Annotated in this window: 21 protein-coding genes, 2 tRNA genes and 1 riboswitch; of the genes, 16 read left to right on the top strand and 7 right to left on the bottom strand. The window is 75.0% G+C overall.

Features of this window, described 5'->3' with window-relative positions; all coding sequences use genetic code 11:
- Positions 1-126: 126 nt before the first annotated feature.
- From ACZ5WK_RS10765 to ACZ5WK_RS10755, 3 genes are all read left to right on the top strand, one after another.
- On the top strand, positions 127-1,413 hold the full coding sequence (locus ACZ5WK_RS10765; protein WP_465546939.1) for a PrsW family intramembrane metalloprotease: 1,287 nt from the start codon (positions 127-129) through the stop codon (positions 1,411-1,413).
- A gap of 50 nt (positions 1,414-1,463) precedes the next feature.
- Positions 1,464-1,537 (top strand) — tRNA-Met (locus tag ACZ5WK_RS10760).
- A 506-nt stretch (positions 1,538-2,043) separates the two neighbouring features.
- The gene (locus ACZ5WK_RS10755; protein ID WP_465546937.1) at positions 2,044-3,201 is read left to right on the top strand and encodes a hypothetical protein; all 1,158 of its coding nucleotides are present in this window, start codon (positions 2,044-2,046) and stop codon (positions 3,199-3,201) included.
- A 45-nt stretch (positions 3,202-3,246) separates the two neighbouring features.
- On the opposite strand, the gene ACZ5WK_RS10750 is transcribed toward ACZ5WK_RS10755, so the two are convergent.
- The 3 genes from ACZ5WK_RS10750 to ACZ5WK_RS10740 form a co-directional block, all read right to left on the bottom strand.
- On the bottom strand, positions 3,247-4,002 hold the full coding sequence (locus ACZ5WK_RS10750; protein WP_465546935.1) for a hypothetical protein: 756 nt from the start codon (positions 4,000-4,002) through the stop codon (positions 3,247-3,249).
- Positions 4,003-4,095: 93 nt separating this feature from the next.
- The gene (locus tag ACZ5WK_RS10745; RefSeq protein ID WP_465546933.1) at positions 4,096-4,809 is read right to left on the bottom strand and encodes a sensor domain-containing protein; all 714 of its coding nucleotides are present in this window, start codon (positions 4,807-4,809) and stop codon (positions 4,096-4,098) included.
- 135 nt (positions 4,810-4,944) lie between these two features.
- Positions 4,945-5,520, bottom strand: coding sequence for a GNAT family N-acetyltransferase (locus ACZ5WK_RS10740; protein WP_465546931.1), 576 nt, complete (start codon positions 5,518-5,520; stop codon positions 4,945-4,947).
- 42 nt (positions 5,521-5,562) lie between these two features.
- On the opposite strand from ACZ5WK_RS10740, the gene ACZ5WK_RS10735 reads away from it, so the two are divergent.
- Positions 5,563-6,435 carry a hypothetical protein gene (locus ACZ5WK_RS10735; RefSeq protein ID WP_465546929.1) on the top strand — a complete coding sequence of 291 codons (873 nt, stop codon included), beginning with the start codon at positions 5,563-5,565 and terminating at the stop codon, positions 6,433-6,435.
- 112 nt (positions 6,436-6,547) lie between these two features.
- On the opposite strand, the gene ACZ5WK_RS10730 is transcribed toward ACZ5WK_RS10735, so the two are convergent.
- Complete coding sequence (locus tag ACZ5WK_RS10730; protein WP_465546927.1) at positions 6,548-7,381, bottom strand: M23 family metallopeptidase; 834 nt, start codon at positions 7,379-7,381, stop codon at positions 6,548-6,550.
- 39 nt (positions 7,382-7,420) lie between these two features.
- A riboswitch (cyclic di-AMP (ydaO/yuaA leader) is annotated at positions 7,421-7,579 on the bottom strand.
- Positions 7,580-7,823: 244 nt separating this feature from the next.
- Here ACZ5WK_RS10730 and ACZ5WK_RS10725 point away from each other — a divergent pair.
- The 3 genes from ACZ5WK_RS10725 to ACZ5WK_RS10715 all read left to right on the top strand — a co-directional run bounded on the left by ACZ5WK_RS10725 (position 7,824) and on the right by ACZ5WK_RS10715 (position 9,813).
- Positions 7,824-8,114 carry a YiaA/YiaB family inner membrane protein gene (locus ACZ5WK_RS10725; RefSeq protein WP_396325517.1) on the top strand — a complete coding sequence of 97 codons (291 nt, stop codon included), beginning with the start codon at positions 7,824-7,826 and terminating at the stop codon, positions 8,112-8,114.
- 127 nt (positions 8,115-8,241) lie between these two features.
- Entirely contained in the window at positions 8,242-9,072 is an 831-nt protein-coding gene (locus ACZ5WK_RS10720; protein WP_465546926.1) for an alpha/beta fold hydrolase, read from the top strand.
- Positions 9,073-9,243: 171 nt separating this feature from the next.
- Complete coding sequence (locus ACZ5WK_RS10715; RefSeq protein WP_465546925.1) at positions 9,244-9,813, top strand: TetR/AcrR family transcriptional regulator; 570 nt, start codon at positions 9,244-9,246, stop codon at positions 9,811-9,813.
- 74 nt (positions 9,814-9,887) lie between these two features.
- Here the strand turns inward: ACZ5WK_RS10715 and ACZ5WK_RS10710 are convergent.
- Positions 9,888-9,964: transfer RNA gene (locus ACZ5WK_RS10710), tRNA-Ile, on the bottom strand.
- A 185-nt stretch (positions 9,965-10,149) separates the two neighbouring features.
- On the opposite strand from ACZ5WK_RS10710, the gene ACZ5WK_RS10705 reads away from it, so the two are divergent.
- From ACZ5WK_RS10705 to ACZ5WK_RS10670, 8 genes are all read left to right on the top strand, one after another.
- Positions 10,150-12,504 carry a SpoIIE family protein phosphatase gene (locus ACZ5WK_RS10705; protein ID WP_465546924.1) on the top strand — a complete coding sequence of 785 codons (2,355 nt, stop codon included), beginning with the start codon at positions 10,150-10,152 and terminating at the stop codon, positions 12,502-12,504.
- 172 nt (positions 12,505-12,676) lie between these two features.
- The gene (locus tag ACZ5WK_RS10700) at positions 12,677-14,020 is read left to right on the top strand and encodes a sensor histidine kinase (RefSeq protein WP_465546976.1); all 1,344 of its coding nucleotides are present in this window, start codon (positions 12,677-12,679) and stop codon (positions 14,018-14,020) included.
- Positions 14,004-14,417 (top strand): roadblock/LC7 domain-containing protein, encoded by a 414-nt coding sequence (locus tag ACZ5WK_RS10695; RefSeq protein ID WP_396325521.1) that lies wholly within the window; start codon positions 14,004-14,006, stop codon positions 14,415-14,417. Before ACZ5WK_RS10700 ends, ACZ5WK_RS10695 begins: the two co-directional genes overlap by 17 nt.
- Positions 14,414-14,761 carry a DUF742 domain-containing protein gene (locus tag ACZ5WK_RS10690; RefSeq protein ID WP_465546922.1) on the top strand — a complete coding sequence of 116 codons (348 nt, stop codon included), beginning with the start codon at positions 14,414-14,416 and terminating at the stop codon, positions 14,759-14,761. The genes ACZ5WK_RS10695 and ACZ5WK_RS10690 overlap by 4 nt, the downstream gene beginning before the upstream one ends.
- 52 nt (positions 14,762-14,813) lie before the next feature.
- Complete coding sequence (locus ACZ5WK_RS10685; RefSeq protein WP_465546974.1) at positions 14,814-15,383, top strand: GTP-binding protein; 570 nt, start codon at positions 14,814-14,816, stop codon at positions 15,381-15,383.
- On the top strand, positions 15,380-16,924 hold the full coding sequence (locus tag ACZ5WK_RS10680) for a cytochrome P450 (RefSeq protein ID WP_465546920.1): 1,545 nt from the start codon (positions 15,380-15,382) through the stop codon (positions 16,922-16,924). Before ACZ5WK_RS10685 ends, ACZ5WK_RS10680 begins: the two co-directional genes overlap by 4 nt.
- Positions 16,888-17,994: a cytochrome P450 family protein gene (locus ACZ5WK_RS10675; RefSeq protein WP_465546918.1), complete on the top strand. Its 1,107-nt coding sequence runs from the start codon at positions 16,888-16,890 to the stop codon at positions 17,992-17,994. Before ACZ5WK_RS10680 ends, ACZ5WK_RS10675 begins: the two co-directional genes overlap by 37 nt.
- Before the next feature lie 44 nt (positions 17,995-18,038).
- A complete protein-coding gene (locus tag ACZ5WK_RS10670; protein ID WP_465546916.1) occupies positions 18,039-18,299 on the top strand; it encodes a hypothetical protein in 261 nt (86 codons plus the stop codon).
- 124 nt (positions 18,300-18,423) lie between these two features.
- On the opposite strand, the gene ACZ5WK_RS10665 is transcribed toward ACZ5WK_RS10670, so the two are convergent.
- Both ACZ5WK_RS10665 and ACZ5WK_RS10660 read right to left on the bottom strand, forming a co-directional pair.
- Positions 18,424-19,245 carry an isocitrate lyase/PEP mutase family protein gene (locus ACZ5WK_RS10665; RefSeq protein WP_465546914.1) on the bottom strand — a complete coding sequence of 274 codons (822 nt, stop codon included), beginning with the start codon at positions 19,243-19,245 and terminating at the stop codon, positions 18,424-18,426.
- A gap of 12 nt (positions 19,246-19,257) precedes the next feature.
- Positions 19,258-19,734 carry a carboxymuconolactone decarboxylase family protein gene (locus ACZ5WK_RS10660; protein ID WP_465546912.1) on the bottom strand — a complete coding sequence of 159 codons (477 nt, stop codon included), beginning with the start codon at positions 19,732-19,734 and terminating at the stop codon, positions 19,258-19,260.
- A gap of 231 nt (positions 19,735-19,965) precedes the next feature.
- Between ACZ5WK_RS10660 and ACZ5WK_RS10655 the strand changes: the two genes are divergently transcribed.
- A complete protein-coding gene (locus tag ACZ5WK_RS10655; protein ID WP_465546910.1) occupies positions 19,966-20,751 on the top strand; it encodes an NRDE family protein in 786 nt (261 codons plus the stop codon).
- Positions 20,752-20,988: the final 237 nt, after the last annotated feature.

Raw genomic sequence — 20,988 nt, 5'->3', positions numbered from 1 at the left:
CCTGCCGCCGGGCGTTCGACCCGGCGGCCCCGCGGTGCCCGTGGAACGCGGTCCGGCCCGGCCCGGACGGGGGGATTCGTCCCGAGTCCTCCCGTGGGGCCGGTGCCTTGGCCTACCCTGTGCCGGGTGAGCAGCCCGTCCGGCGGCGGGTTCCGGACCACCGTCCAGGCCGCCGACGACCGAGAGATGCCCACGCGCACCGCCGGCACCCGCACCATCCCGGGGCCCCGGATGCGCCGGGCCCACCGCACCGTGCCCCGGCTGCCCGTCCCCGTCCCCGTGGCGGCGCCGGCCGCGCCGTCCCGGCTGCCGCGCCCCACCCGCTCGGTCGCGCTCTCCTCGGTCACCGCGACCGCCGTCCTCACCCTGGCCGGCTGCGGCGTCCTCATCCTGCACCTGGTCCGCCGCCAGACCGGGACCACCGGGCTGCTGGTCGGCCTCGGCCTCGCGATGGTCCCGCTGCCCTTCGTGCTCGGCGGCCTCGCCTGGCTCAACCAGACCGCCCGGGTGCCGCTGCGGCACACCGTGTTCTGCCTCGGCTGGGGCGCCTTCGCGGCGACCACCGCCGCCATCCTCGCCAACGGCTGGACCAGCACCTACCTGACCGCCCACCAGGGCAGCCTCGGCGAGATGCTGGGCGCCGACCTGGTCACCCCGGTGATCGAGGAGAGCGCCAAGGGCGCCGCGCTGCTGGTCCTGCTGCTCCCGCTCGGACAGCGGCTCCGATGCCGCGGCCACCGCACCGACCGCCCCTGCGCGACCGTCCTGCGCCCGCTCCCCGGCCCCCGGCCGCCCCGGCCGTACGACCGTCGGCCCGCCCTCCCGCACGCCCGCGGACGGCTGCGCCCCTACCTGCGCCCGCTGCCGTACCTGCGCCCCTACCCGCTGACCCACGACCGCCCGCGCGCCCGCGCACGGCCACGGACGCTGGCCGCCGGGGTGGTCCTCGGCGGGATCACCGCCTGCGGCTTCGCCTTCACCGAGAACGCGCTCTACCTGGGGCGCGCCTTCACCGACGACCAGCAGCAGCGGCTGGACAGCATCGGCCTCGGCGCCTCGCCCAGCCTGCGGGACTTCGACAGCACCGTGCAGACCTTCGTGCTGCGCGGCCTGCTCTCCCCGTTCGCCCACCCGCTGTTCACCGCGCTCACCGGACTGGGCCTGGCCGTCACCCTCACCACCGGCCGCCGCTGGCTGGCCCGCCTGGCCGCGCCCGCCGGGCTGCTGCTCGCGATGGCCCTGCACGGCACCTGGAACGCCGCCGCCGACCTCGGCACCCACGGCTTCCTGCTGGTCTACGCGGTGCTGATGGTGCCCTGCTTCGCCGCACTGATCTGCTTCGCCGCCTGGGCCCGGGCCCGCACAGCGCGCCGTTCCGCACGCCGGGCGAAGGGCCCGGAGCGGGGCCGCTGAGGAAGCGATTTCCCATCCGCGCGACTTCCCCGTATCGTTGTGTTCACCGACGCGGGGTGGAGCAGCTCGGTAGCTCGCTGGGCTCATAACCCAGAGGTCGCAGGTTCAAATCCTGTCCCCGCTACTCAGTAGCAGGAAGGCCCGGAGGACTCGTCCTCCGGGCCTTTCGCATGTCCGCCCTCTGACGCCCGGGGGGCGTCCACCGGCCGGGGCCCTCCTGCTGCCCCGGAGCCCTCCACTGCCCGAGAGTCTCCACTGCCCAAAGGCTCTCCGCGAATAATCCGTTGCCCTCCCTCGGGGGAGCTGCCTACAGTGGCGGCACACTGAAAGGAGGTGATCCTGGTTGAGTACCGTCAGGATGCGTGAGGTGGCTGCTCGCTAGAGCCGCCCCTGCCTGCGTAGGGCGAGGTCCTAGGCCTCCGGCAGGCGAAATCCCAAGCAGTCACCCGGCCCGTGGGCTCACCGGTACATCCCCGGTGCCTCGGCGCCAGGCCCCTCGCAGGGCCGGCGCGGAGGAGCAGCCCACGGGCTGTCTGCGTTTCCGGGGCCGGTCCGGGGCGTTCCGGCCGCCCGGGTCCGGCGCTAGAGTCGGCCCGGATTCCGTAGCGGGACGGGTACAGGGGGTACGCGATGGCGAGGACGACCCGGCGGGCCGGGGGCGGGGCGGCCGGACGCGCGGCACAGCGGGGGGCGGCCGGGGTGCTGCCCGGGGTGGGGTTGCTCGGGCTGCTGCTGTTCTCGCTCGGCCGCGAGCACGTCTGGCAGGCGTTGGGCGGCGGCCTGGTGGTGGCCGGGGCGTCGGTGGTGCTGGGCGGTGCGCTGGGGTTCCTGTTCGGGGTGCCGCGGGTGCGCGGCGGTGCCGGCGGCCCCGGCGGTGAGCCGCACGGCTCGTACGTACCGAACACCAATCTGGAGCAGGTCTCGGACTGGCTGACCAAGGTCCTGCTGGGCGTCGGGCTGACCCAGCTCGGTTCGCTCGGCGAGCGGCTGCACCAACTCGGTACGGCGCTGGCTCCCGCGCTGGGCGGCGACGAGGGCGCGGTGCCGTTCTCGGCCGCGCTGGTCCTCTACTTCCTGGTGTCCGGCTTCCTGGCCGGGTGGCTGGTGACCCGGCTGACGCTGCCGCAGGTGCTCTCCGACGCGGACCAGGCGCTGGACCTCTTCCTGGCCGGACAGGACCGCGACCGCCGGGGCGACAAGGTGGGCGCGGACGACCTGCGGGTGCGGGCGATGCGGCACCTGGGCGTGCTCGGCGGCAGCGCCGACCGTGCCGAGGAGCCGGCCCGCCGGCTGCCGCCGGGCACGGCGGCCGGTCCGGCGACCGTGGTGGCCGAGGTCCGGTCGACGGCGCGCCGCTCGGCGCTCACTTCGGACCAGGTGCGCGAGCTGTTCGCGGACGGCTCCGAGGGGCGGCGGATCCAGGCGCTGGCGCTGATGCAGGGCGATCCGTCACTGGCCGACCTGCCCAGCGTGCTGGAGGCGATCGAGCACCCGCGCTCGGGCTTCGAGCAGTACAACGCGCTGCTGGCCGCCCGCGGCCTGCTCGCCCGGCTGCCGGCCACCGAGGTGGGGCGGCTGCGCGAGGCGGTGTCCGGGCAGCTGGTGGCACCGGACGGCATCCCGTACGGCTCGGACCGGAGCTGGCTGGCGGAGAAGATACTGTCCCGGCTGGAGGCGACGGCGGTCATCCCGCAGCAGGCCGGCCCGGCCGACGGGGCACAGCCGGCCGACGGGCCACAGCCGGCCGAACCGGCCGGCGCTCCGCAGCCCGCCGAACCGCCGCAGTGACCGCACGGGCGTGGCCGGGCGGTTCCCGCCCGGCTCACGGAATGGTCAGCCACGCCCCATGACGCCGGCCCGGCGGCGGTGGTCGGCGGCCCGGAGGACGAGCACGCGCCCCGGGCGGCCCGCGCCGCCGGCCGGGAGCCGGCGGACCTCGCTGGCGATCCGGCGCTCGCCCAGGGCGTGCCGCAGCCCGTCGAGGTGGGGGCAGTGGCGGCCGGTGCCGTCGCACAGGGGGTGGACCCGGACCTCGCCGTCGGGGGCGGTCACCCGGACCAGCTCGGTCAGCGCGGCCACCTGCCCCCCGGGGCCGAACAGCTCGGGGTAGGCGAAGATCAGGTACCCGCTGAGGGTGAGCGCGAAGGTGCCGTCGGCGAACGGCAGCCTGGGCAGCGCGGCGGCCACGTACTGCTGCGGGTGGGCGGCGGTGTCGGCGGTGAACAGCCGGCGGGCCCGGTCCCAGCTGCGCAGGTAGCGGTCGTACGGGTGGAAGTACGGCGCGGGGTAGAGGTCGGGGCGGGCGTCCAGCGCGGCGGCCATCGACGCCCGGGCGGCCATCGCGCGCGCCTCGATCTCGGGGACGGGCCGGGCGTACGCCGGGTCGGTGGCGATCACGTGGCAGCCGAGTTCGCGCGCCTCGGCGGCCAGGCCCGCCGCGCCGCCGGGGCAGTCGAGCAGCGGCCCGGGGAGGGCGGCGAGCTGGGCGCGGGTCAGGCCGAAGAGGCCGCAGTACTCGTCCAGCGGGCGCGAGGTGACGAGGACTCCGGCCGCCGGGCCGGGGTCGCCAGGGGTGGTGCGGGCGGTCACCCGGCCATGCGAACACGTACCGGCCCCGCCCGCATCCGGAGCGTCCGGGCGCGGGCGGGGCCGGTACGGGGCAGCGGGCCGAGGAGCCGGGGCTCAGCGGCCGAGCAGACCGCGGACGGCGAGGCGGTTGACGTTGGTCAGGCCGCGCACCAGCTGCGGGGTGAGGAAGACGAAGAACAGCCCGATCAGCGAGACCCCGGCGATCTGCAGCGGCGACTGGACGTAGTAGACGTGCTCGACCCCGTGGCTGTCCCAGAAGTCGAAGAGCCGGTAGCCGGGCCACTCGGTGTAGGTCGGGAAGACCCAGTGGTAGACCGGGTAGAGCGCGAGCGTCCAGCCGATCAGGAGGAAGATCAGCGACACCGCGAAGCTCAGCACGGCCCACGGGAGCATCACCACCTGGTACAGCACGGCCTTCCAGCCGGCCGCGTCCGCCAGCCGCGCGGTGATCGAGCCCCACGCCCCGGGGCGAACCGCCCGCACCGGCGCCGGTCCGGGCACGTCCAGCGCCAGCATCGAGCGGGTCCGGGCCCGCTCCAGCCGGCCGAAGCCGCGCGCGCCGCTGGTCAGCCCGGCCAGGACCGGGATGCCGAGGACGGTGAGGAAGGTGCCGAGGCCGAAGCAGAACAGGCTGACGCCGAAGGTGAACCCGACGAGGGCGACGGGCAGGCCGCTGAGGGCGAAGCCCAGCTCCCGGTAGAAGTAGGAGGAGAACGGCGCCCGCCAGGCGTACGGCGGCTCCTGGGTACGGCGGACGCCCTCGTGCCAGTCGTACTCGCTGCGCTGCATGCTCTCGCTGGTGCTCATGGCCTGGGCCTCGGTCCTCGGGTCTGCGGCGGTGCCGGTCGGGCTGATGGCTCAACCCTGTCAAAGTGCGGGCCGGGCGGACATCCGGCTCCCCGCCGGAGCGGGGTGGGGTTAACCCCCGCTTCGCTCTCGTGCTCAGCGCTGCGGGCGCGGAGGCCACTCGTCGGCGAGCAGAGAGTACTGGAAGGAGTCGTGCCAGGCGCCGCGCAGGTACACGTGGTGGCGCAGCCGGCCCTCCGGCTGGAAGCCGGCCCGGGTGAGCACCCGGATGGAGGCGGCATTGGCCACGTCCACCCGGGCGACCAGCCGGTGCAGGCCGAGCGGCCCGAACGCGAACTCGCAGAGCAGCCGGGTGATCTCGCCCGCGTAGCCGTTGCCCCAGGTGTCCGGGCGCAGCGCGTAGCCGAGGTGGGCGGAGCGGTGGCTGCCGAGGGTGAGGGCGGCGTTGCCGATCGGGGTGGCGTCGGCCGGGTCGGCCGCGTCGGCGTGCCGGGTGACGGCGAGCCGGTAGACCGTCCGCTCGTCCTGGAGCGCCTCCTCCAGGTACTGCTCGATCTGGTCGGCGCAGTCCTCGCGGTCGTGCGGCTCGAAGGGCAGGTAGCGGGTGGCCTCCGGGTCGCCGAAGATCGCGTGCAGCGCGTCGGTGTCGCCCGGCGTGTGGTGGAACTCGCGGATGGCCAGGCGGGGGCCGGTGAGTCGGACGGGGACCATGTCAGCCGACCCTACCCGGGCTTTCCGGTTACCGTACGTGACATGGAAGAAGAAGACCTGCGGCTCGCCCCGCGCACCAAGGCCGCCGACCTGCTCGCCTGGGCGGAGGCCGAGGGCCGCGCGCCGGTGGCCGAACCCCCGCTGCGGGCGGTGCTGGCGCTGCTGGAGCTGGGCGAGAGCAGGATGCACGACGGCTGGCCGGAGCTGACCTCGGACGCCGTGGAACAGCTGCTGTACGAGCGGCTCCACCTGTACGTCCAGCCCGCGCCGGAGCAGGACCCTCTGGCGTACGGCGAGGCGGTGCGGCTGCTGATCGATCACCAGCGGGCGACGAAGCGGCTCAACGCCAAGCGGCAGGAGCGGCTGCACGCCGAGGCCGAGTGGCAGGGCGAGGTGGCGGCCGGGCTGCTGCGCCGGGCCGACCTGGTGACCTGGCCCCGGCTGTACGCGGTGCTGCTGTGCGCTCACGACGTGGACGTCGCCGACGAGGCGGCGGTGCGGGAGTGGCTGGCGGCGTTCCGGGAGCTGGCGGAGGAGGACCGGCGGGCCGCGTTCGAGGCGCTGGCGGCGGCCGGGTGGCTGGACGAGCTGGACGAGGACGGCTGGGGCGCGGCCCGGGTGCTCTCGGTCGGGATGGCCACGGACGGTGCCCGGCTGCTGCTGGAGCAGGGCCTGATGCGGCGCAGCTACCGCAATCTGGCGGAGCTGACGGCGTTGGGGCGCCCGATGCCGGACGAGCTGGCCGGGGACTTCGGGGCGTTCGAGGAGGCGGCGGCCGAGGCGGCGCTGGACCTGATCGGCGAGTGGACGGTGCCGGGGCTTCCGCGACTGCTGGTGGCGGAGTTCCCGGACCTCGCGCCGGAGCCGGGCCAGGAGGAGATCGACGCCTACCTGGCGCAGCTGCCGGCGGAGTGAGACGCGAAAGGGCGCCCCGGGCCGGGGGCGCCCTTTCCTCGCGGTGCGTCACGTGGTGCGGTGTCTCAGGTGGTGCGATGCCTCCGGGGGTGATGCCTCAGGGGGTGATGCCTCAGGGGGTGATGCCGCGCTGCTCGAACCAGGTCTCCGGGTCGACCGGGGCGCCGCCGCCGGGGCGCACCTCCAGGTGCAGGTGCGGGCCGGTGACGTTTCCGGTGGCGCCGACCTTGCCGAGCTGCTGGCCGGGGACGACCTTGCCGGAGCCCTTGATGATCGAGGAGAGGTGGCAGTACCAGATCTCGGTGCCGTCGGGCAGCGTCTCGACGATCCGGTAGCCGTAGGAGCCGGCCCAGCCGGCCGAGGTGATGGTGCCCTGGCCGACCGCGTAGACGGGGGTGCCGGTGTCCGCGGCGAAGTCCAGGCCGGTGTGCAGGTGGGCCCAGTACGAGGCGCTCTGGCCGTAGTGGGCGGAGAGGTTGTAGTCGCGCACCGGCAGGTTGATGGCGGCGAGCTTGGCCTTCTCGGCCTCCTCGGCGGCCCGCTTGGCCTCCTGCTGCTGCGCGGCACGCTTGGCCTCGGCCTCCTTGGCGGCCTCGAGCCGGGCGGTCTCCTCGGCGGCGGTGCGCTGGCTGTCGGCCTGCTGCTGGATCCGGGCGGCGAGCGCGAGGCCGGGGTCGGCGGCGAGGGCGACCGGGGTCTCGTCGGGGGCCTCGACGGCGGGCGCGGCGGCCGGGGTCGCGGAGGCGAAGCCGGTGGCGCCCAGGGTGGCGGCGACGGCGGTGACGCCGAGCAGTGGCGCGGTCCCGCGGGTCTGACGCGGCATCCGGTGCCGGTTGGCCTCGGCGGCCTGCGGGGCGGCCTCGTCGGAGGGCCCGCCGTACTCGCCGGGGTGGGCGGGCGGCCACGGGTGGTCGAGCAGCTGGGTGCCGGCGGGGGAGCCGGGCAAGTTTGCCGGAGAGTGCGTCGACGCCACGGAGGCGCGCTCCTTTCCTTCCTTCGCGCCTACCGGGTTAGCTGACGGGTTCGGAGCAGGAAGGTCTCCTACGGCTGGGCCTGGGCCCGGCCGATTCACCCCAAGGAACGTGGTTCCCCGGCTCCCTGACCTGCCCGGAGGCCGGTCGGTGGGATTAGGCGACGGCGCACGGTGCCGTCTGGGTACGGCGTTGCGGACCGCGCTGCGTTATCAAACGTTAATCCTAGGAGCCCCTGATTCCAAGCCATCCGTCCGGGGCAGCAGGACACGGTCCGGACACTACGTGACCTGATGGGCGTTTTGGGGGTTTGACGACAACTGACACTACCGAACGTGATTGGACGTCAACGAACGACCCCCCATCTGAGTACTTCTACTCATGTGCGACCCGGTCGGACACGGCCATCCTGGCGCCATGAACGCACCGATGCAGTCCCGCACCACGGCCGCGTACTACATCCAGGCCGTGCTCTCCTTCGCACTCTCCGGCACCACCCTCGCGGTCGGGATCGCCTACCTCCCGGTGGGCGGCTGGACCCGGGCCTTCCTCGGGATCGGCCTGCTCTACACCGTCACCTCCTCGTTCACCCTGGCCAAGGTGATCCGCGACAAGCAGGAGACCAACGAGATCGTCACCCGGGTGGACCAGGCCCGGCTGGAGAAGCTGCTGGCCGAGCACGACCCGTTCAAGGTGGAGGGGGTCTGACGCCCCGCAGCCGCCCGCCCCCGGACAAGGCCGCCGTCGACCACTTGACGGCTAAGGCTATTAGCCTTAGCTTTATGGCTATCGGCACACCCGCCGATGACAGTCCCGGCGGACCGAGGAGGCCCCCATGTCCGGCACCACCGCCCCCACCACCCAGTACCTCGACGTCCCCGGCGGCCGGCTCGCCTACGACGACACCGAGCAGGGCGACGGCGCCCCCGTCGTCCTGCTCCCCGGGATGCTCGACAGCCGGGCCGCCTACCGCCACCTGCGCCCCCTGTTGGTCGCCGCCGGCCACCGGGTGATCACGATGGACCTGCGCGGCTTCGGCGAGTCCTCGATCGCCTGGGACGACTACTCGCCGGCCGCGATCGCCACCGACGTCCTCGCCCTGCTCGACCACCTCGGCATCGAGCGCGCCGTCCTCGCCGGCAACTCGTACACCGGTGCCACCGTGGTCAAGGCCGCCGGGGACGCACCCGAGCGGGTCGCCGGGATCGTCCTGCTGGACGCCTTCGTCGAGAACCTGCCGCCGAACGCCCTGCAGCGCGCGACGTTCGCCGTGATGGGCACGCTGCTCGTGCACTCCCCCGCGGTCTGGGGCCTCTACCACCGGAAGATGGCCTACCCCACCGCCAAGCCGGCCGACTTCGACGCGTACGTCGACGGGCTGGTCGCCGCGATGCGGACGCCCGGCCGCAAGACCGCCACCCGCGGGCAGGTCCACGGGGACTCCGCGCCCGTCGGCTGGACCGCCGCCGTGAAGTGCCCGGCGCTGGTCGTCATGGGCGGCAAGGACCCCGACTTCCCCGAGCCGGAGCTGGTCGCCGACCGGCAGGCCGCCGCCCTGCGCGCCCGCAAGGTGATGATCGAGGACGCCGGCCACTACCCGATGGCCGACCACCCGCAGGCCACCGCGGACGCGCTGCTGCCGTTCCTCGCCGAGCTGGCCGCCTGAGCCGCAGCTGCCTGAGCTGTACCGGCCCGAGCCGCACCCCGCCCGAGGCCGCGCAGGCCCTGAGCTGTACCCGCCCGAGCCGCACAGGCCCGAGCCGCAGCCGACGTCCAGCAGCCGCAGCCCGGGCGGACCCCCCGACGCCCGGAACCCGAACCACGGAGAACCGTCCCCATGCCCCGAGTAGGACTCACCCCCGAGCAGGTCGTCGGCCACGCCCTCGCCCTCATCGACGAGCAGGGCCCGGAGGCCCTCACCCTCGCCGCCGTCGCCGCGCGGGCCGGCGTGGCCACGCCCTCGCTGTACAAGCACGTCAGCGGCGGCCTGGCCGAACTGCGGCGGCTGATCGCCGTCCGGGTCACCGAGGAGCTGGCCGACCGGCTCGCCGAGGCCGCCCTCGGCCGCGGCGGGGACGACGCCGTCGCCGCCGTCCTGCGCGCCTACCACGCGTACGCCACCGAGCACCCGCACCGCTACAACGCGCTCCCGCAGGCCCCGCAGCCGGACGACGACCTCACCCGGGCGGCCACGCGACTGGTCGGCGTGATCATCGCGGTGCTGCGCGAGTACGGGCTCTCCGGGTCGGAGGCCATCCACGCCGCCCGCGCCGTCCGCTCGGTGGCCCACGGCTTCGCCTCGCTCTCCATCGGCGGCGCGTTCCAGCTCGCCGAGGACCTCGGCGAGACCCAGGACCGCCTGATCGCCGTACTCACCCACGGCCTCCGCGACTGGCCCGGGGCCTGAGCCGCCGCGCACCCGCGAGGGGGCGGCGGGGACGCCGAAGGGCCCGGAGCGTGATCGCTCCGGGCCCTTCGTGGTGGTGGGCCTAACAGGACTTGAACCTGTGGCCTCTTCCTTATCAGGGAAGCGCTCTAACCGTCTGAGCTATAGGCCCTCGCCGATCGCAGATCCTACTCGACCCGGGCCCGGTGCCGCACATCCGTCCCGGCCGGTCCCGCGCCCCGGTCCCGGCGGGGCACACCGCCCGAGTCACCATTCACCGGCATAAGAAATAAGGTATTAAGAATTGAGTGGCCGATAAGGACCACCCGAGAAGGCAACGGAAAGGCCGGGGATCCCATGGACCTGACCTCGCCGTGGCTTCCCCCGTCCGAGGACGAGAGCCGGACGCCGCGCAGCAGCCCCACCGCGCGCAGCGCCATGCGCTGCGTCCGCTTACTGCTCGGCTGCACCAGCGCCGCCGAACTCCTCGGCACGGTGCTCGCCGAGGGCCCGGGCTGGATCACCGGCGAGGGTTCCGTGCTCTACCTGCTGGACTCCGCCGGCATGCTCCGGCTCACCGCCTCCCACGGCCTGCCCGAGTGGGCACACGAGCGGTACAACGTGGTCGACCCGGCGAGCGACCTGCCCGCCGCGATGGCGCTCAGGCTGCGCCGGCCCTATCTGCTCAGCCCCGAGCGCACCAGCGTCGACTACCCCAACCGCAACGCCGGCATGGGCACCGGCATGGTCGCCGTCATCACCCTGCCGATGATCGTCGACGGGGAGCCGATCGGCGTGCTGGCCCTGGCGCTGGCCCACCGGGGCACCGTCCCCCGCCGCGACCTGGACGTCCTGGAGACGCTCGGCGACGCCTGCGCCCACCGGCTCTCCCACCTGCTCGACCACGTGCACGCCGAGACCGGCGTGGAGCGCGGGGCCCGCCCGGGGCCCGCGCCCGGAGCCGGAGCCGTACCCGGAGCCGGGGTCGGAGCCGTGCCCGGGGCCGGAACGCCGCAGGCGCCCGGCGGGGACGGCGCCGGCCGGGCCGACGGGCTGGCCCACCCGCTGCTCTCGCTGGCCGTCCGCTCCGCCGGGCACGGCGCCTTCGAACGCGACCTGGTCACCGGCGAGACCTACTGGGACGCCCAGGCCTACCGGGTCGCGGGCCAGCCGCCGCCGGACGGGAGCGGCCCGGCGCCCGCCCCCGACCCGGAGCGGATCGTCCACCCGGAGGACCTGCCGGACTTCCAGGCCGCCCTCGCCGAGGCCCTCGCCACCGGCGGCCCGTACCGGATCACCTACCGGGTGCTGCGCCGGGGCGGCGGGGTGGTCCGGATCGAGGAGACCGGCGAGGTGATGCTGGACGTGCACCGGCGGCCGGTCCGGATCGCCGGCCTGGTCGCCGACCGGGACCGCGCCCGCGCCCCCGAGGAACGCCCGCCTGCCGGCGAGCAGGGCGGCGCCCCCGCGGCCGGGGCCCGCTCGGCGCTGCTGCTGGCGCTCACCCGGGCGCTGTCCCGCGCGATCACCGTCCGGGACGTCACCACCGCGGTCACCGACATCGCCCGCCCGGCCTTGGGCGCCGCCAGCATCGTGCTCGACCTGGTGGACGAGGGCCGGCTGCTGCCCGTCTCCCACACCGTCTACGGCGGGCCCCGCCGCACCGAGCTGACCCGGCTGGCCGACCTCTCCGAGGGCGTCATGCAGCACGCGCTGGCCCGCTCCACCCCGCTGTTCAGCGAACCGGGCCGGACGGGGCGCGCCCCGGCGGGCAGCGGCGGGCCGCTGACCCCGCCCGCCTGGGCGGTGCTGCCGCTGGTCGCCTCGGGGCGGCAGGTCGGCTCCTGCCTGATCACCTTCGCGACCGAGCGGGTCTTCGGACGCGAGGACCGCACCTTCTACTCCGCGTTCGCCGGCATCCTGGCGCAGTCCCTGGAACGCGCCCGCCTCTACGACACCCACCACCACCGGGCCACCGAGCTCCAGCGCGCCATGCTGCCGCGCACCCTGCCCCGGCTGCCCGGGATCGCCAGCGCCGCCCGCTACCTGCCGAGCACCGAGGGCATGCAGATCGGCGGTGACTGGTACGACCTGCTCCGGCTGCCGGACGGCAGGATCGGCCTGGTGATCGGCGACGTCCAGGGCCACAACGCCGAGGCCACCGCCGTGATGGGGCAGTTGCGCAGCGCCCTGCGGGCGTACGCGACCGACGGGCACGATCCGGCTGCGACGCTGGCCCGGACGAGCCGGCTGCTCTCCGGCCTGGACACCGACCTCTTCGCCACCTGCCTCTACCTCACCCTCGACCCGGCCGACGGCACCCTGCGGGCGGCCCGCGCCGGGCACCCGTCCCCGGTCCGGATCACCGACGACGCCAAGGCCGTGGAGCTGGACCTGCCCGGCGGCCCCCCGCTGGGCGTCGACCCGGAGGCCGTCTACCACCTGACGGTCGGCCACCTGGCAGCCGGCGAGACGCTGCTCGTCTACACGGACGGGCTGGTCGAGGACCGCGAGGAGGACTACGACGAGTCGGTGCAGCGGATGCTCGGCGGGCTGGAGCTCTGGGCCCGGCAGACCGGCCCGGTGCGGATCGGTCCGACGCCGGCCCTGGAGCGGCTGGCCGACCTGCTCACCCTCAACGTCACCGAGCGGCGCTCCCGGCCGGACGACGTGGCGCTGCTCCTGTTGCACCGGATGTCAGCAGGGCAGTAGACGCCCCGCCCCGGAGGTGATCGGTCGACAACGCCCGTCGCCCCAAGGGCCGATCGGGGACGAAGGACATCGGATTGACGCCGTAATGACGGGATATTGACGAGATCCGGTCACTTGGCGAGATCCGTTCACACCTTCGTAGGATCATCACCCTAGAATTCGCCGCGTGACGATGACTCAGTGGTGCGCAACGGCAACCGGCGTTCTCGCCGTCCTCGCCCTCGTGGTCGCCGCCCGCTACCGCGCGGTCTCCGCCACCCTGCGCCGCCGCCACAACCGCCAGCAGCACGAGCTCGCCCGCCTGCGGGAGGAGCTCAACGCCGAACTGGCCCGGCGAGGCGGCGAACTGGCCGCCGTCCAGCAGGAACAGGAACTCAACGCCTCCACCCAGCGCGCCTTCCTCAGTGTGGCCCGCCGGATCCTCGTCATGGCGCACGACCAGCAGGCCCTGCTGGACGAGATGGAACGCACCCACGACGACCCGGCACTGCTGGAGGGCCTGCTCAAGGCTGACCACGCCGCCGCCCAGCAGGCCCGCCTCGCCCAGACCCTGGCCGTCCTCTGCGGCGCCCGGGCCGGGCGGCACTGGCCCGAGCCGGTCCCGCTGGAGGACGTGGTCCGCGGCGCCCAGTCGCGCATCCTGCCCTTCCAGCGGGTGGTCGTCCGCAGCCGGATCGACACCGCCGTGGTCGGCGCCGCCGCCGAGGCACTGATCCACGCCGTGGCCGAACTGCTGGACAACGCCACCCGCTACTCGCCGCCCAGCACGCAGGTGTTCGTCACCCTGATGCCGGTCCACAACGGCGCCGTCATCGAGATCGACGACGGCGGCGTCGGCATGCCCGAGGAGGCCGTCGCCAAGGCGGCCTCCGCCCTGGCCGGCGGCTCCGCGCTGGAGGTCTCCCGCCTCGGCGAGGTACCGCAGCTCGGCCTCGCGGCGGTCGGCAGGCTCGCCGATCAGTACGGATTCCGCGTCACCCTCAGCTCCGCGCCCTCACCGTACGGCGGCGTGCGGGTCGTGGTGCTGCTGCCGAACGCCCTGCTCACCGAGCCCCTCCCACCGACCGTCCCGGGCCTCGGCCCCGGCGACCCGGCGTTCACCCTCGGCCCGCGCCACCCCGCACCCCCCCTGCACCCGGCCGCACCCACGGCCGCCCCCCAGGGAGCCGGCCGGCCCCCGGAGCCGGGACACCCCCCGGGCCCCGGACACCCCCTGGTGGACACCCCGCCGACCGACCGATCCCCCTCGGCCGGCCACGACACCCCACCGCCGCTGCCCCGCCGGAGCCACCGGCGCGACCGCGCCAACCGCCACGGCGCGCCGGCAGCTCCCCCGCCGACGCCCGCCGCGCCGTACCGCTCGGCGCAGGACGCCCAGGCGTTCATGGCGATGTTCCAGGCCGGGACGGCCAGCGGCCGCTCGGCCGCCCGGGCCGACGCCCGGCCCGATCCTTCCCTTCCCGCTTCCCCCCAGCTCCCCCCCAGCTTCGGAGAGTTCCATGACCACCACCCCTGATCTCGGCTGGCTGCTCGCCGACATCGTCTCCGTCCCCGAGGTCCGGCACGCCGTCGTGGTGTCCAACGACGGGCTGGAGATCGGCCGCAGCGAGGGCATCCTGCGCGAGGACGCCGAACGGCTCGCCGCCGCCTGCTCGGGCCTGCAGTCGCTGGCCCGCGGCGTCGCCCAGGGCTTCGGCGGCCACGGCAGCGCCACCCGCCAGATCATCATCGAGTACGGCGGCGGCTACCTCTTCATCGTCGCCGCCGGGGCCGGCGCCCACCTGGCCGTGGTGACCGGCGAGGCCGTCGACGCCGGCCTGGTCGCCTACCAGATGCAGGTCCTGGTCGAGCGGATCGGCAGCCACCTCACCAGCCCGCCGCGGGTCGACCACGCGGCGGGGGGCCAGCGGTGAGCGGGCCGGTACGGCCCTATGTGATCACCGGAGGCCGCAGCCGCCCCACCCGGGCCGCGCTCGCCGTCGAAAGCCTCGTCAGCGCCTTACCCGACCGCCCCGACCTGCCCGAGGACGTGCTGCTCAACCGCGAGCACCACCGGATCCTGGACCTCTGCCGCAGCCTGCTGTCGATCGCCGAGGTGGCGGCCCACCTGGGGCTGCCGCTCGGCATCGTCAAGGTGCTGGTCGGCGACCTCTGGGACCTCGGCGCCGTGCAGGTGCTCCCGCCCGTCCCGCAGGCCGAACGCCTGCCCGCAACCCTCCTGGAAGAGGTGCTCGTTGGCCTCCGCCAACTCCGCTGAAGCCCCCGCCGACCGGTCCGCCGCCTCCGGCCCGCCCGCCGAGCCGCAGTACCTGCCCTCCTCCGTGCAGGGTGCGGTCAAGATCCTGGTCACCGGCCCGTTCGGGGTCGGCAAGACCACGCTGGTCGGCTCGCTCAGCGAGATCACCCCGCTGCGCACCGAGGAGACCATGACGGCCGCCAGCAGCGGCATCGACGACCTCACCGGGCGCGGCGACAAGACCACCACCACCGTCGCGCTGGACTTCGGCCGGATCACGCTCAACCCGCGGCTCGCCCTGTACCTCTTCGGCACTCCCGGCCAGCAGCGGTTCTGGCCGCTCTGGGACGACCTCTCGCGCGGTGCGCTCGGCGCCATCGCCATGGTGGACCTGCGACGGCCGGACGAGAGCTTCGACGTGCTCGGGCGGCTGGAGGAGCAGCAGATCCCGTTCGCCGTGGCCGTCAACACCTTCCCGGACACGCCGAGTTACCCCGAGGAGGAGCTGCGCTCCGCCCTCGACCTGCTGCCCGACGTGCCGATCCTGTACTGCGACGCGCGGGACCGGCGGGCCGCGTACGACCTGCTGATCGACTTCGTCGGCCACCTGCACGCCACCGCCGTCCTGGAGCTCCAACGATGACGACCCCCGAGCCCGGTACGGCCGTTCCGCCCCTGGCTCCGCCCCCCGGCCCCCCGCCCGGCTGCCCGGCACACGCCGGCGGGGGCACGCCGGGCGGGGGCGTCCCCACCGGCGGCGGCTTCCCCGCCGGGGTGCCGCTGGCGCAGCTGCACGGGCCCGCCGTCGCCGACGACCCGCACGGCCTGTACGCCCGGCTTCGCGCACAGTACGGCCCGGTCGCGCCGATCGAGCTGGAGCCCGGCGTCGAGGCCTGGCTGGTGCTCGGCTACCCCGAGCTGCTCGAACTCACCCGCAACGAGGCCCTGTTCTCCAAGGACTCGCGTAGCTGGCGGGTCCCGGCCGAGGGCCGGCTCGCCGCCGACTCCCGGCTGCTGCCGATGACCGCCTGGCGGCCCACCCTGCTCAACCTGGACGGCGCCGAGCACCAGCGGCTGCGCGCCGCCGTCTCCGACACGCTCGCCCAGATCGACCACCGCCAGCTGCGCGAGACCACCGAGGCCGCCGCCCACGCCCTGATCGACAGCTGGGGCCCGGACGGCACCGCCGACCTGGTCGCCCAGTACGCGCGCCGGCTGCCGCTGCTGGTCTTCACCCAGCTGATCGGCCTGCCCGCCGAGGCCGGGCCCCGTCTCATCGAGCTGATCAGCCACTTCGTCGACAGCAGCGAGAAGTCCGTCCGGGCCAACGCGGAGTTCCAGGCCATCCTGGTCGACCTCGTCCGGCGGCGGCGCACCACGCCCAGCGCCGACCTCACCTCCTGGCTGCTGGCCCACCCGGCCGCGCTGACCGACGAGGAGGCGGTCCACCACCTGGTGGTGATGATGGTCGCGGGCAACGAGACCAGCATCAACTGGACCGGCAACACCCTGCGGCTGCTGCTCACCGACCGGCGGTTCCGGGCCACCCTCACCGGCGGCCGGCTCACCGTCGCCGACGCGCTGGAGGAGGTGCTCTGGCGCGACCCGCCGACCCAGAACTTCCCCGGCCGCTGGGCCACCGGCGACACCGTGCTCGGCGGCCAGTACATCAGCGCCGGCGACATGCTCGTCCTCGGCCTGGCCGCGGCCAACGCCGACCCGGCCGCCCAGGGCGCCGCGTCCGCCGCGCACGGCACCCTCGGCGGGAACCGGGCCCACCTGGCCTGGGGCGCCGGCAGGCACGTCTGCCCGGCCCAGCACCCGGCCCGGATCATCGTCGAGACCGCCGTCGAGACCCTGCTGCACCGCCTGCCCGACCTCCAACTGGCAGTGCCTCCGCAGGACCTGGCCTGGCGACCGTCGCCGTGGTCGCGCGCCCTGGTCAGCCTGCCGGTGCTGTACAGCGCCTTCACCCCGCCCCGCCTTCCCGCACCCGAGAGGCCCGCATGGACACCGCCGCACCCGAGCACGACCGAGCCGACCACCGGCCCGGCCCCGGCCGCCCCGAGCCCGTCCGGCTCGACCCCTTCGGACGCGACCAGCACGGCGAGAACGCCCGGCTCCGGGCAGCCGGGCCGGCGGTCCTGGTGGAACTCCCTGGCGGGGTGGTGGTCTGGGCGATAACCCACCACGACACCCTTCAGGAGCTGCTCGCCGACCCGCGCGTCGGCAAGAACCCGCAGCTGTGGACGACCTTCACCGAGGGCCGGCTGCCCAAGGGCTGGCCGCTGCTGAACTTCGTGACCGTGCCGGGCATGGTCACCGCCGACGGCGAGGACCACCGGCGGCTGCGCGGCCTGGTCAGCCAGGCCTTCACCCCGCGCCGGATCGCCGAGCTGCAGCCCGCGATCGAGGCCCGGACGGTGGCGCTCCTCGACCAGGTCGCCACGCTGGAGGGCGGGTTCGACCTGCGCGAGCACTTCGCCTACCCGCTGCCGATGCAGGTCATCGGCGAGCTGCTGGGCCTGCCGCCCAAGCAGCAGGACGAACTGCACGAGCTCTCCGACACCCTGGTCTCCAGCTCCGCCACCCCCGAGGCCGCCATCGCCGCCCAGCAGGGCCTGTTCGCCCTGCTCGCCTCGGTCATCGCGGCCAAGCGCGCCGAGCCCGGCGACGACCTCACCACCGACCTGATCGCCGCCCGCGAGGCCGGGGACCGGCTCAGCGAGCAGGAGCTGGTGGGCACCCTGCTGCTGATGCTGGTGGCCGGCCACGAGACCACGCTCAACCTGATCACCAACGCCGTCCGCGCCCTGCTCGCCCACCCCGACCAGCTGCGGCTGGTGCTGGACGGCACGGCGCCGTGGTCCGCGGTGGTCGAGGAGACGCTCCGCTACGACTCGCCGGTCGGGCAGTTCCCGCTGCGGTACGCGACCGAGGACATCCCGGTCGGGGACGTCGTCATCCGGCGCGGCGAGGCGCTGCTCGCCTCGTACGCCGCCGCCGGGCGGGACTCCGGGCACTACGAGGACGCCGACCGCTTCGACCTCACCCGGCAGCCCAACCGGCACCTCTCGCTCGGCCACGGCCCGCACTTCTGCCTCGGCTCCGGGCTCGCCCGGCTGGAGGCGGAGACGGCGCTGCGGTACCTGTTCGAGCGGTTCCCCGGGCTGGCCCTGGCCGAGGAGGGCCCGGCCGAGCCGATCGGGTCGTTCATCAGCAACAGCGTGAGGACGCTGCGGGTGACCGTCTGACGGATCGGGTGTGACCTCGGGGCGGCCGGGTCGTTGGGGGTTCCGTGAAGAAGCTCGCCACCCTGGCCGCCCTGACCATGGCGGGCCTCGCGCTGGCCGCCCCCGCCGCGTCCGCCACGACCTCGACCGCCTCGCAGCCGGACGCGCTGGACGGCCTCTCCAGCGACCTCAACCTCTCCCCCACCGACCTCGCCCTGCACGAGGCCGGCAAGCTGCCGCTGGCCGGCCACCTCGCGCAGCAGGTGGAGGCCGTCGGCAACAACCAGATGACCCACCCGGGGATCAGCGGGCCGGTCCTGAACTGAGGCCCGCCGTCCCGCCCCCTTCTCCGCCGGGCGGGTGGTCCGGGTGCGCCCCCGCGCGTACCCGGACCACCCGCCCGGTGAACCACCCGCTCCGTGAACGGTCTTCCCGGGGGCGGCGGCTCGCTCAGCCTTCGGCCAGGGCGTTCAGCTCCTGGTAGGTGAGGCCGCCGTCGAGGGCGGTGTAGGTGCCCGCGCCGTAGACCTCCTCGGCGGCCCGGCGCACCGCCGCGTAGGCCACCTTGGCCAGGCCCGGCCCGAGGCTGACCCGGGCCACGCCCAGCTTCGCCAGCTCCGGCACGGACGGCGAGCCCGGGCCCGCCAGCACGTTCAGCGGCGCCGGGACGGCCGCGACCAGCGCCGCGATCGTCTCCGGGTCGGCCACGCCGGGCACGAACACCCCGTCCGCGCCCGCCTCGACGTAGGCGCGCAGGCGGGCGACCGCCTCGTCCAGGCGGCCGGCCGGGTCGCCGATCTGATGGAGGAACACGTCGGTGCGGCCGTTGATGAAGAGGTCGACCCCGGCCGCCGTCGCCGCCGCCCGGGCCGCCGCGATCCGCTCGGCGGCCTCATCGGCCGGCCGGGCGGCGTCCTCCAGGTTCACGCCGACCGCGCCCGTGGCGAGCAGGGCCGCCACCGTCCCGCCGACCTCGGCGGCGGTGGCGCCGAACCCGGTCTCCAGGTCCGCCGTCACCGGCAGCCCGACCGAGCGCACGACCAGCGCGGTCTGGGCGAGCACCTCGTCCCGGTCCGCCGCGTCCCCGTCCGCGCTGCCGAGCGTCCAGGAGACACTGGCGCTGGCCGTCGCGACGGCCTGCGCACCGGCGGCCGCGACCAGGCGCGCACCCGCGGCGTCCCAGACGTTGGCGAGCACCAAGGGCTCGCCGGGGCGGTGCAGTTCGCGGAGCCTGCGGGCCTTCTGCCGCCGGCTGTCGATCGTGTCGGTCATGTCCGGTGGTCCCTACTTCGCGGCCGGGCTGAGGCGGGAGGTGACGCCGATCCGGTTCCAGGCGTTGATGGTGATGATCAGCGCGATCAGCTGGGCCAGTTCGGCCTGCTCGAAGTGCTCGGCGGCCTCGTTGTAGACGGCGTCCGGGACGTGCCCCTCGGTCAGCAGGGTGACCGACTCCGTCAGCGCGAGGGCGGCCCGCTCCCTGGCGGTGAACCAGGACGTCTCGCGCCAGGCCGGGAGGGAGAGCAGCCGGTGGTTCTGCTCGCCGTTCTTGACCGCATCGGTGGAGTGCATGTCGATGCAGAAGGCGCAGCCGTTGATCATCGAGGCGTGCACCTTGACCAGCTCGGCCAGCGTCGGGTCCACGCCCTTCCGGGCGCCGCGCTCCAGCGCGAACATGGCCTGGTAGAAGTCGGGGGCGAGGTCGGGGAGGGAGATCCGCTGCTCGGGGGCGGGCACGGTGGTGGTCTCGGTCGTCGTCGTCATACCTGCCACCCTAGGCGGGGAGTGGACTGACGGCCCGGCCCATTCGAGCCCGGAAATCGTGGGCCACTCGGCGGTCGGGCCACCAGGCCCGCCGGTCCGCCCGGGTGCGGCCCGGGAACGGCGGAAGGGGGACGGCCCGACCCTGCCCGGACGCGAACGTTCGTGCGAGGATCACGGGGAGGGCGGTACCCGTGGGCCGCCCGGAGTCGGCGAGGTCAGGGGGCCCTGCGCGTGTGCACCGCGTTCGTCAGCATCGAGCCGTCGTCGGCGGTTCCGGTGCTGCTGCTGTCCGTCCGGGACGAGTACGCCGGGCGACGCTGGTCGCCGCCGGACCACCACTGGCCCGGACACCCGACGACCATCGGCGGGCTGGACCTCGCGGCGGGCGGGACGTGGCTGGCGGTCCGCCCCGGCGCCGACCCGGTGGCGGCCTGCCTGCTGAACGGCTTCGGCGCCATGGCCCCGGCGCAGGCCCGGCTCTCCCGCGGCGAGCTGCCGCTGACCGCCGTCCGGGACGGCGGGATCGGGCACCTCGACCTGGAGCGGTACGACCCGTTCCACCTCGTCCTGGCGGGGCCGGCCGGTGCACGGGTGCTGAGCTGGGGCGGCAGCCGGCCGGAGGAGCGCGAACTGCCGCCCGGCCTGAGCGTCGTGCTCAACGACGGGCTGGAGGGCATGGCCGCGGACCGCACCGCGTCGGAGCTGGTCCGCTCACTGATGGCCGCCCGCGCCGCCCACTTCCGCGCCCGCTTCGAGGCCGCCGCGCGGCCGGAGCCGACGGCGGACGCCGTCGGGACGGAGCAGGCGTGGGGCGCGTGGCTGCCGATCGTCTCCGGCGACGGCCTCGCCCTGGACGACCCGGCGGCACTGGTCCAGCGGCGCGAGTTCGGGGACGGGCGGATCTGGGGCTCGTCCTCGATCTCCCTGCTCGCCTTCGGCCCCGGCGGCGTGCGCTACGACTTCGGCCCCGCGCCGGTGGGCGGTCCGGCGGACGGCGGCTGGCGCCGGGTCCTCTAGGTCATGTCCGGCCGAGCGCGCCCGCCCCCGGCCGACGGGCGCCGGGCCGCGGTGCACTCCCGGCGGTCCCTGGCACCACGCGCCCGGGCTGCCGGGGGAACCGGGAGCGAGCGTCCCGCGGTCCCTGCCGACAAGGTCCGCCCGGCGGCCGCACCGGAGGCCGGCGGGTCCGGCTTCACGGTGCGCGGCCGACGCGGTGCGCGGCCGACGCGGTGGTCGTCCGACGGGGGAGCAGGG

Source organism: Kitasatospora sp. NPDC032757, from assembly GCF_055579305.1.
The sequence above is the reverse complement of the archived record's forward strand: the minus strand, read 5'-3'. Positions and strand labels throughout refer to the sequence as shown.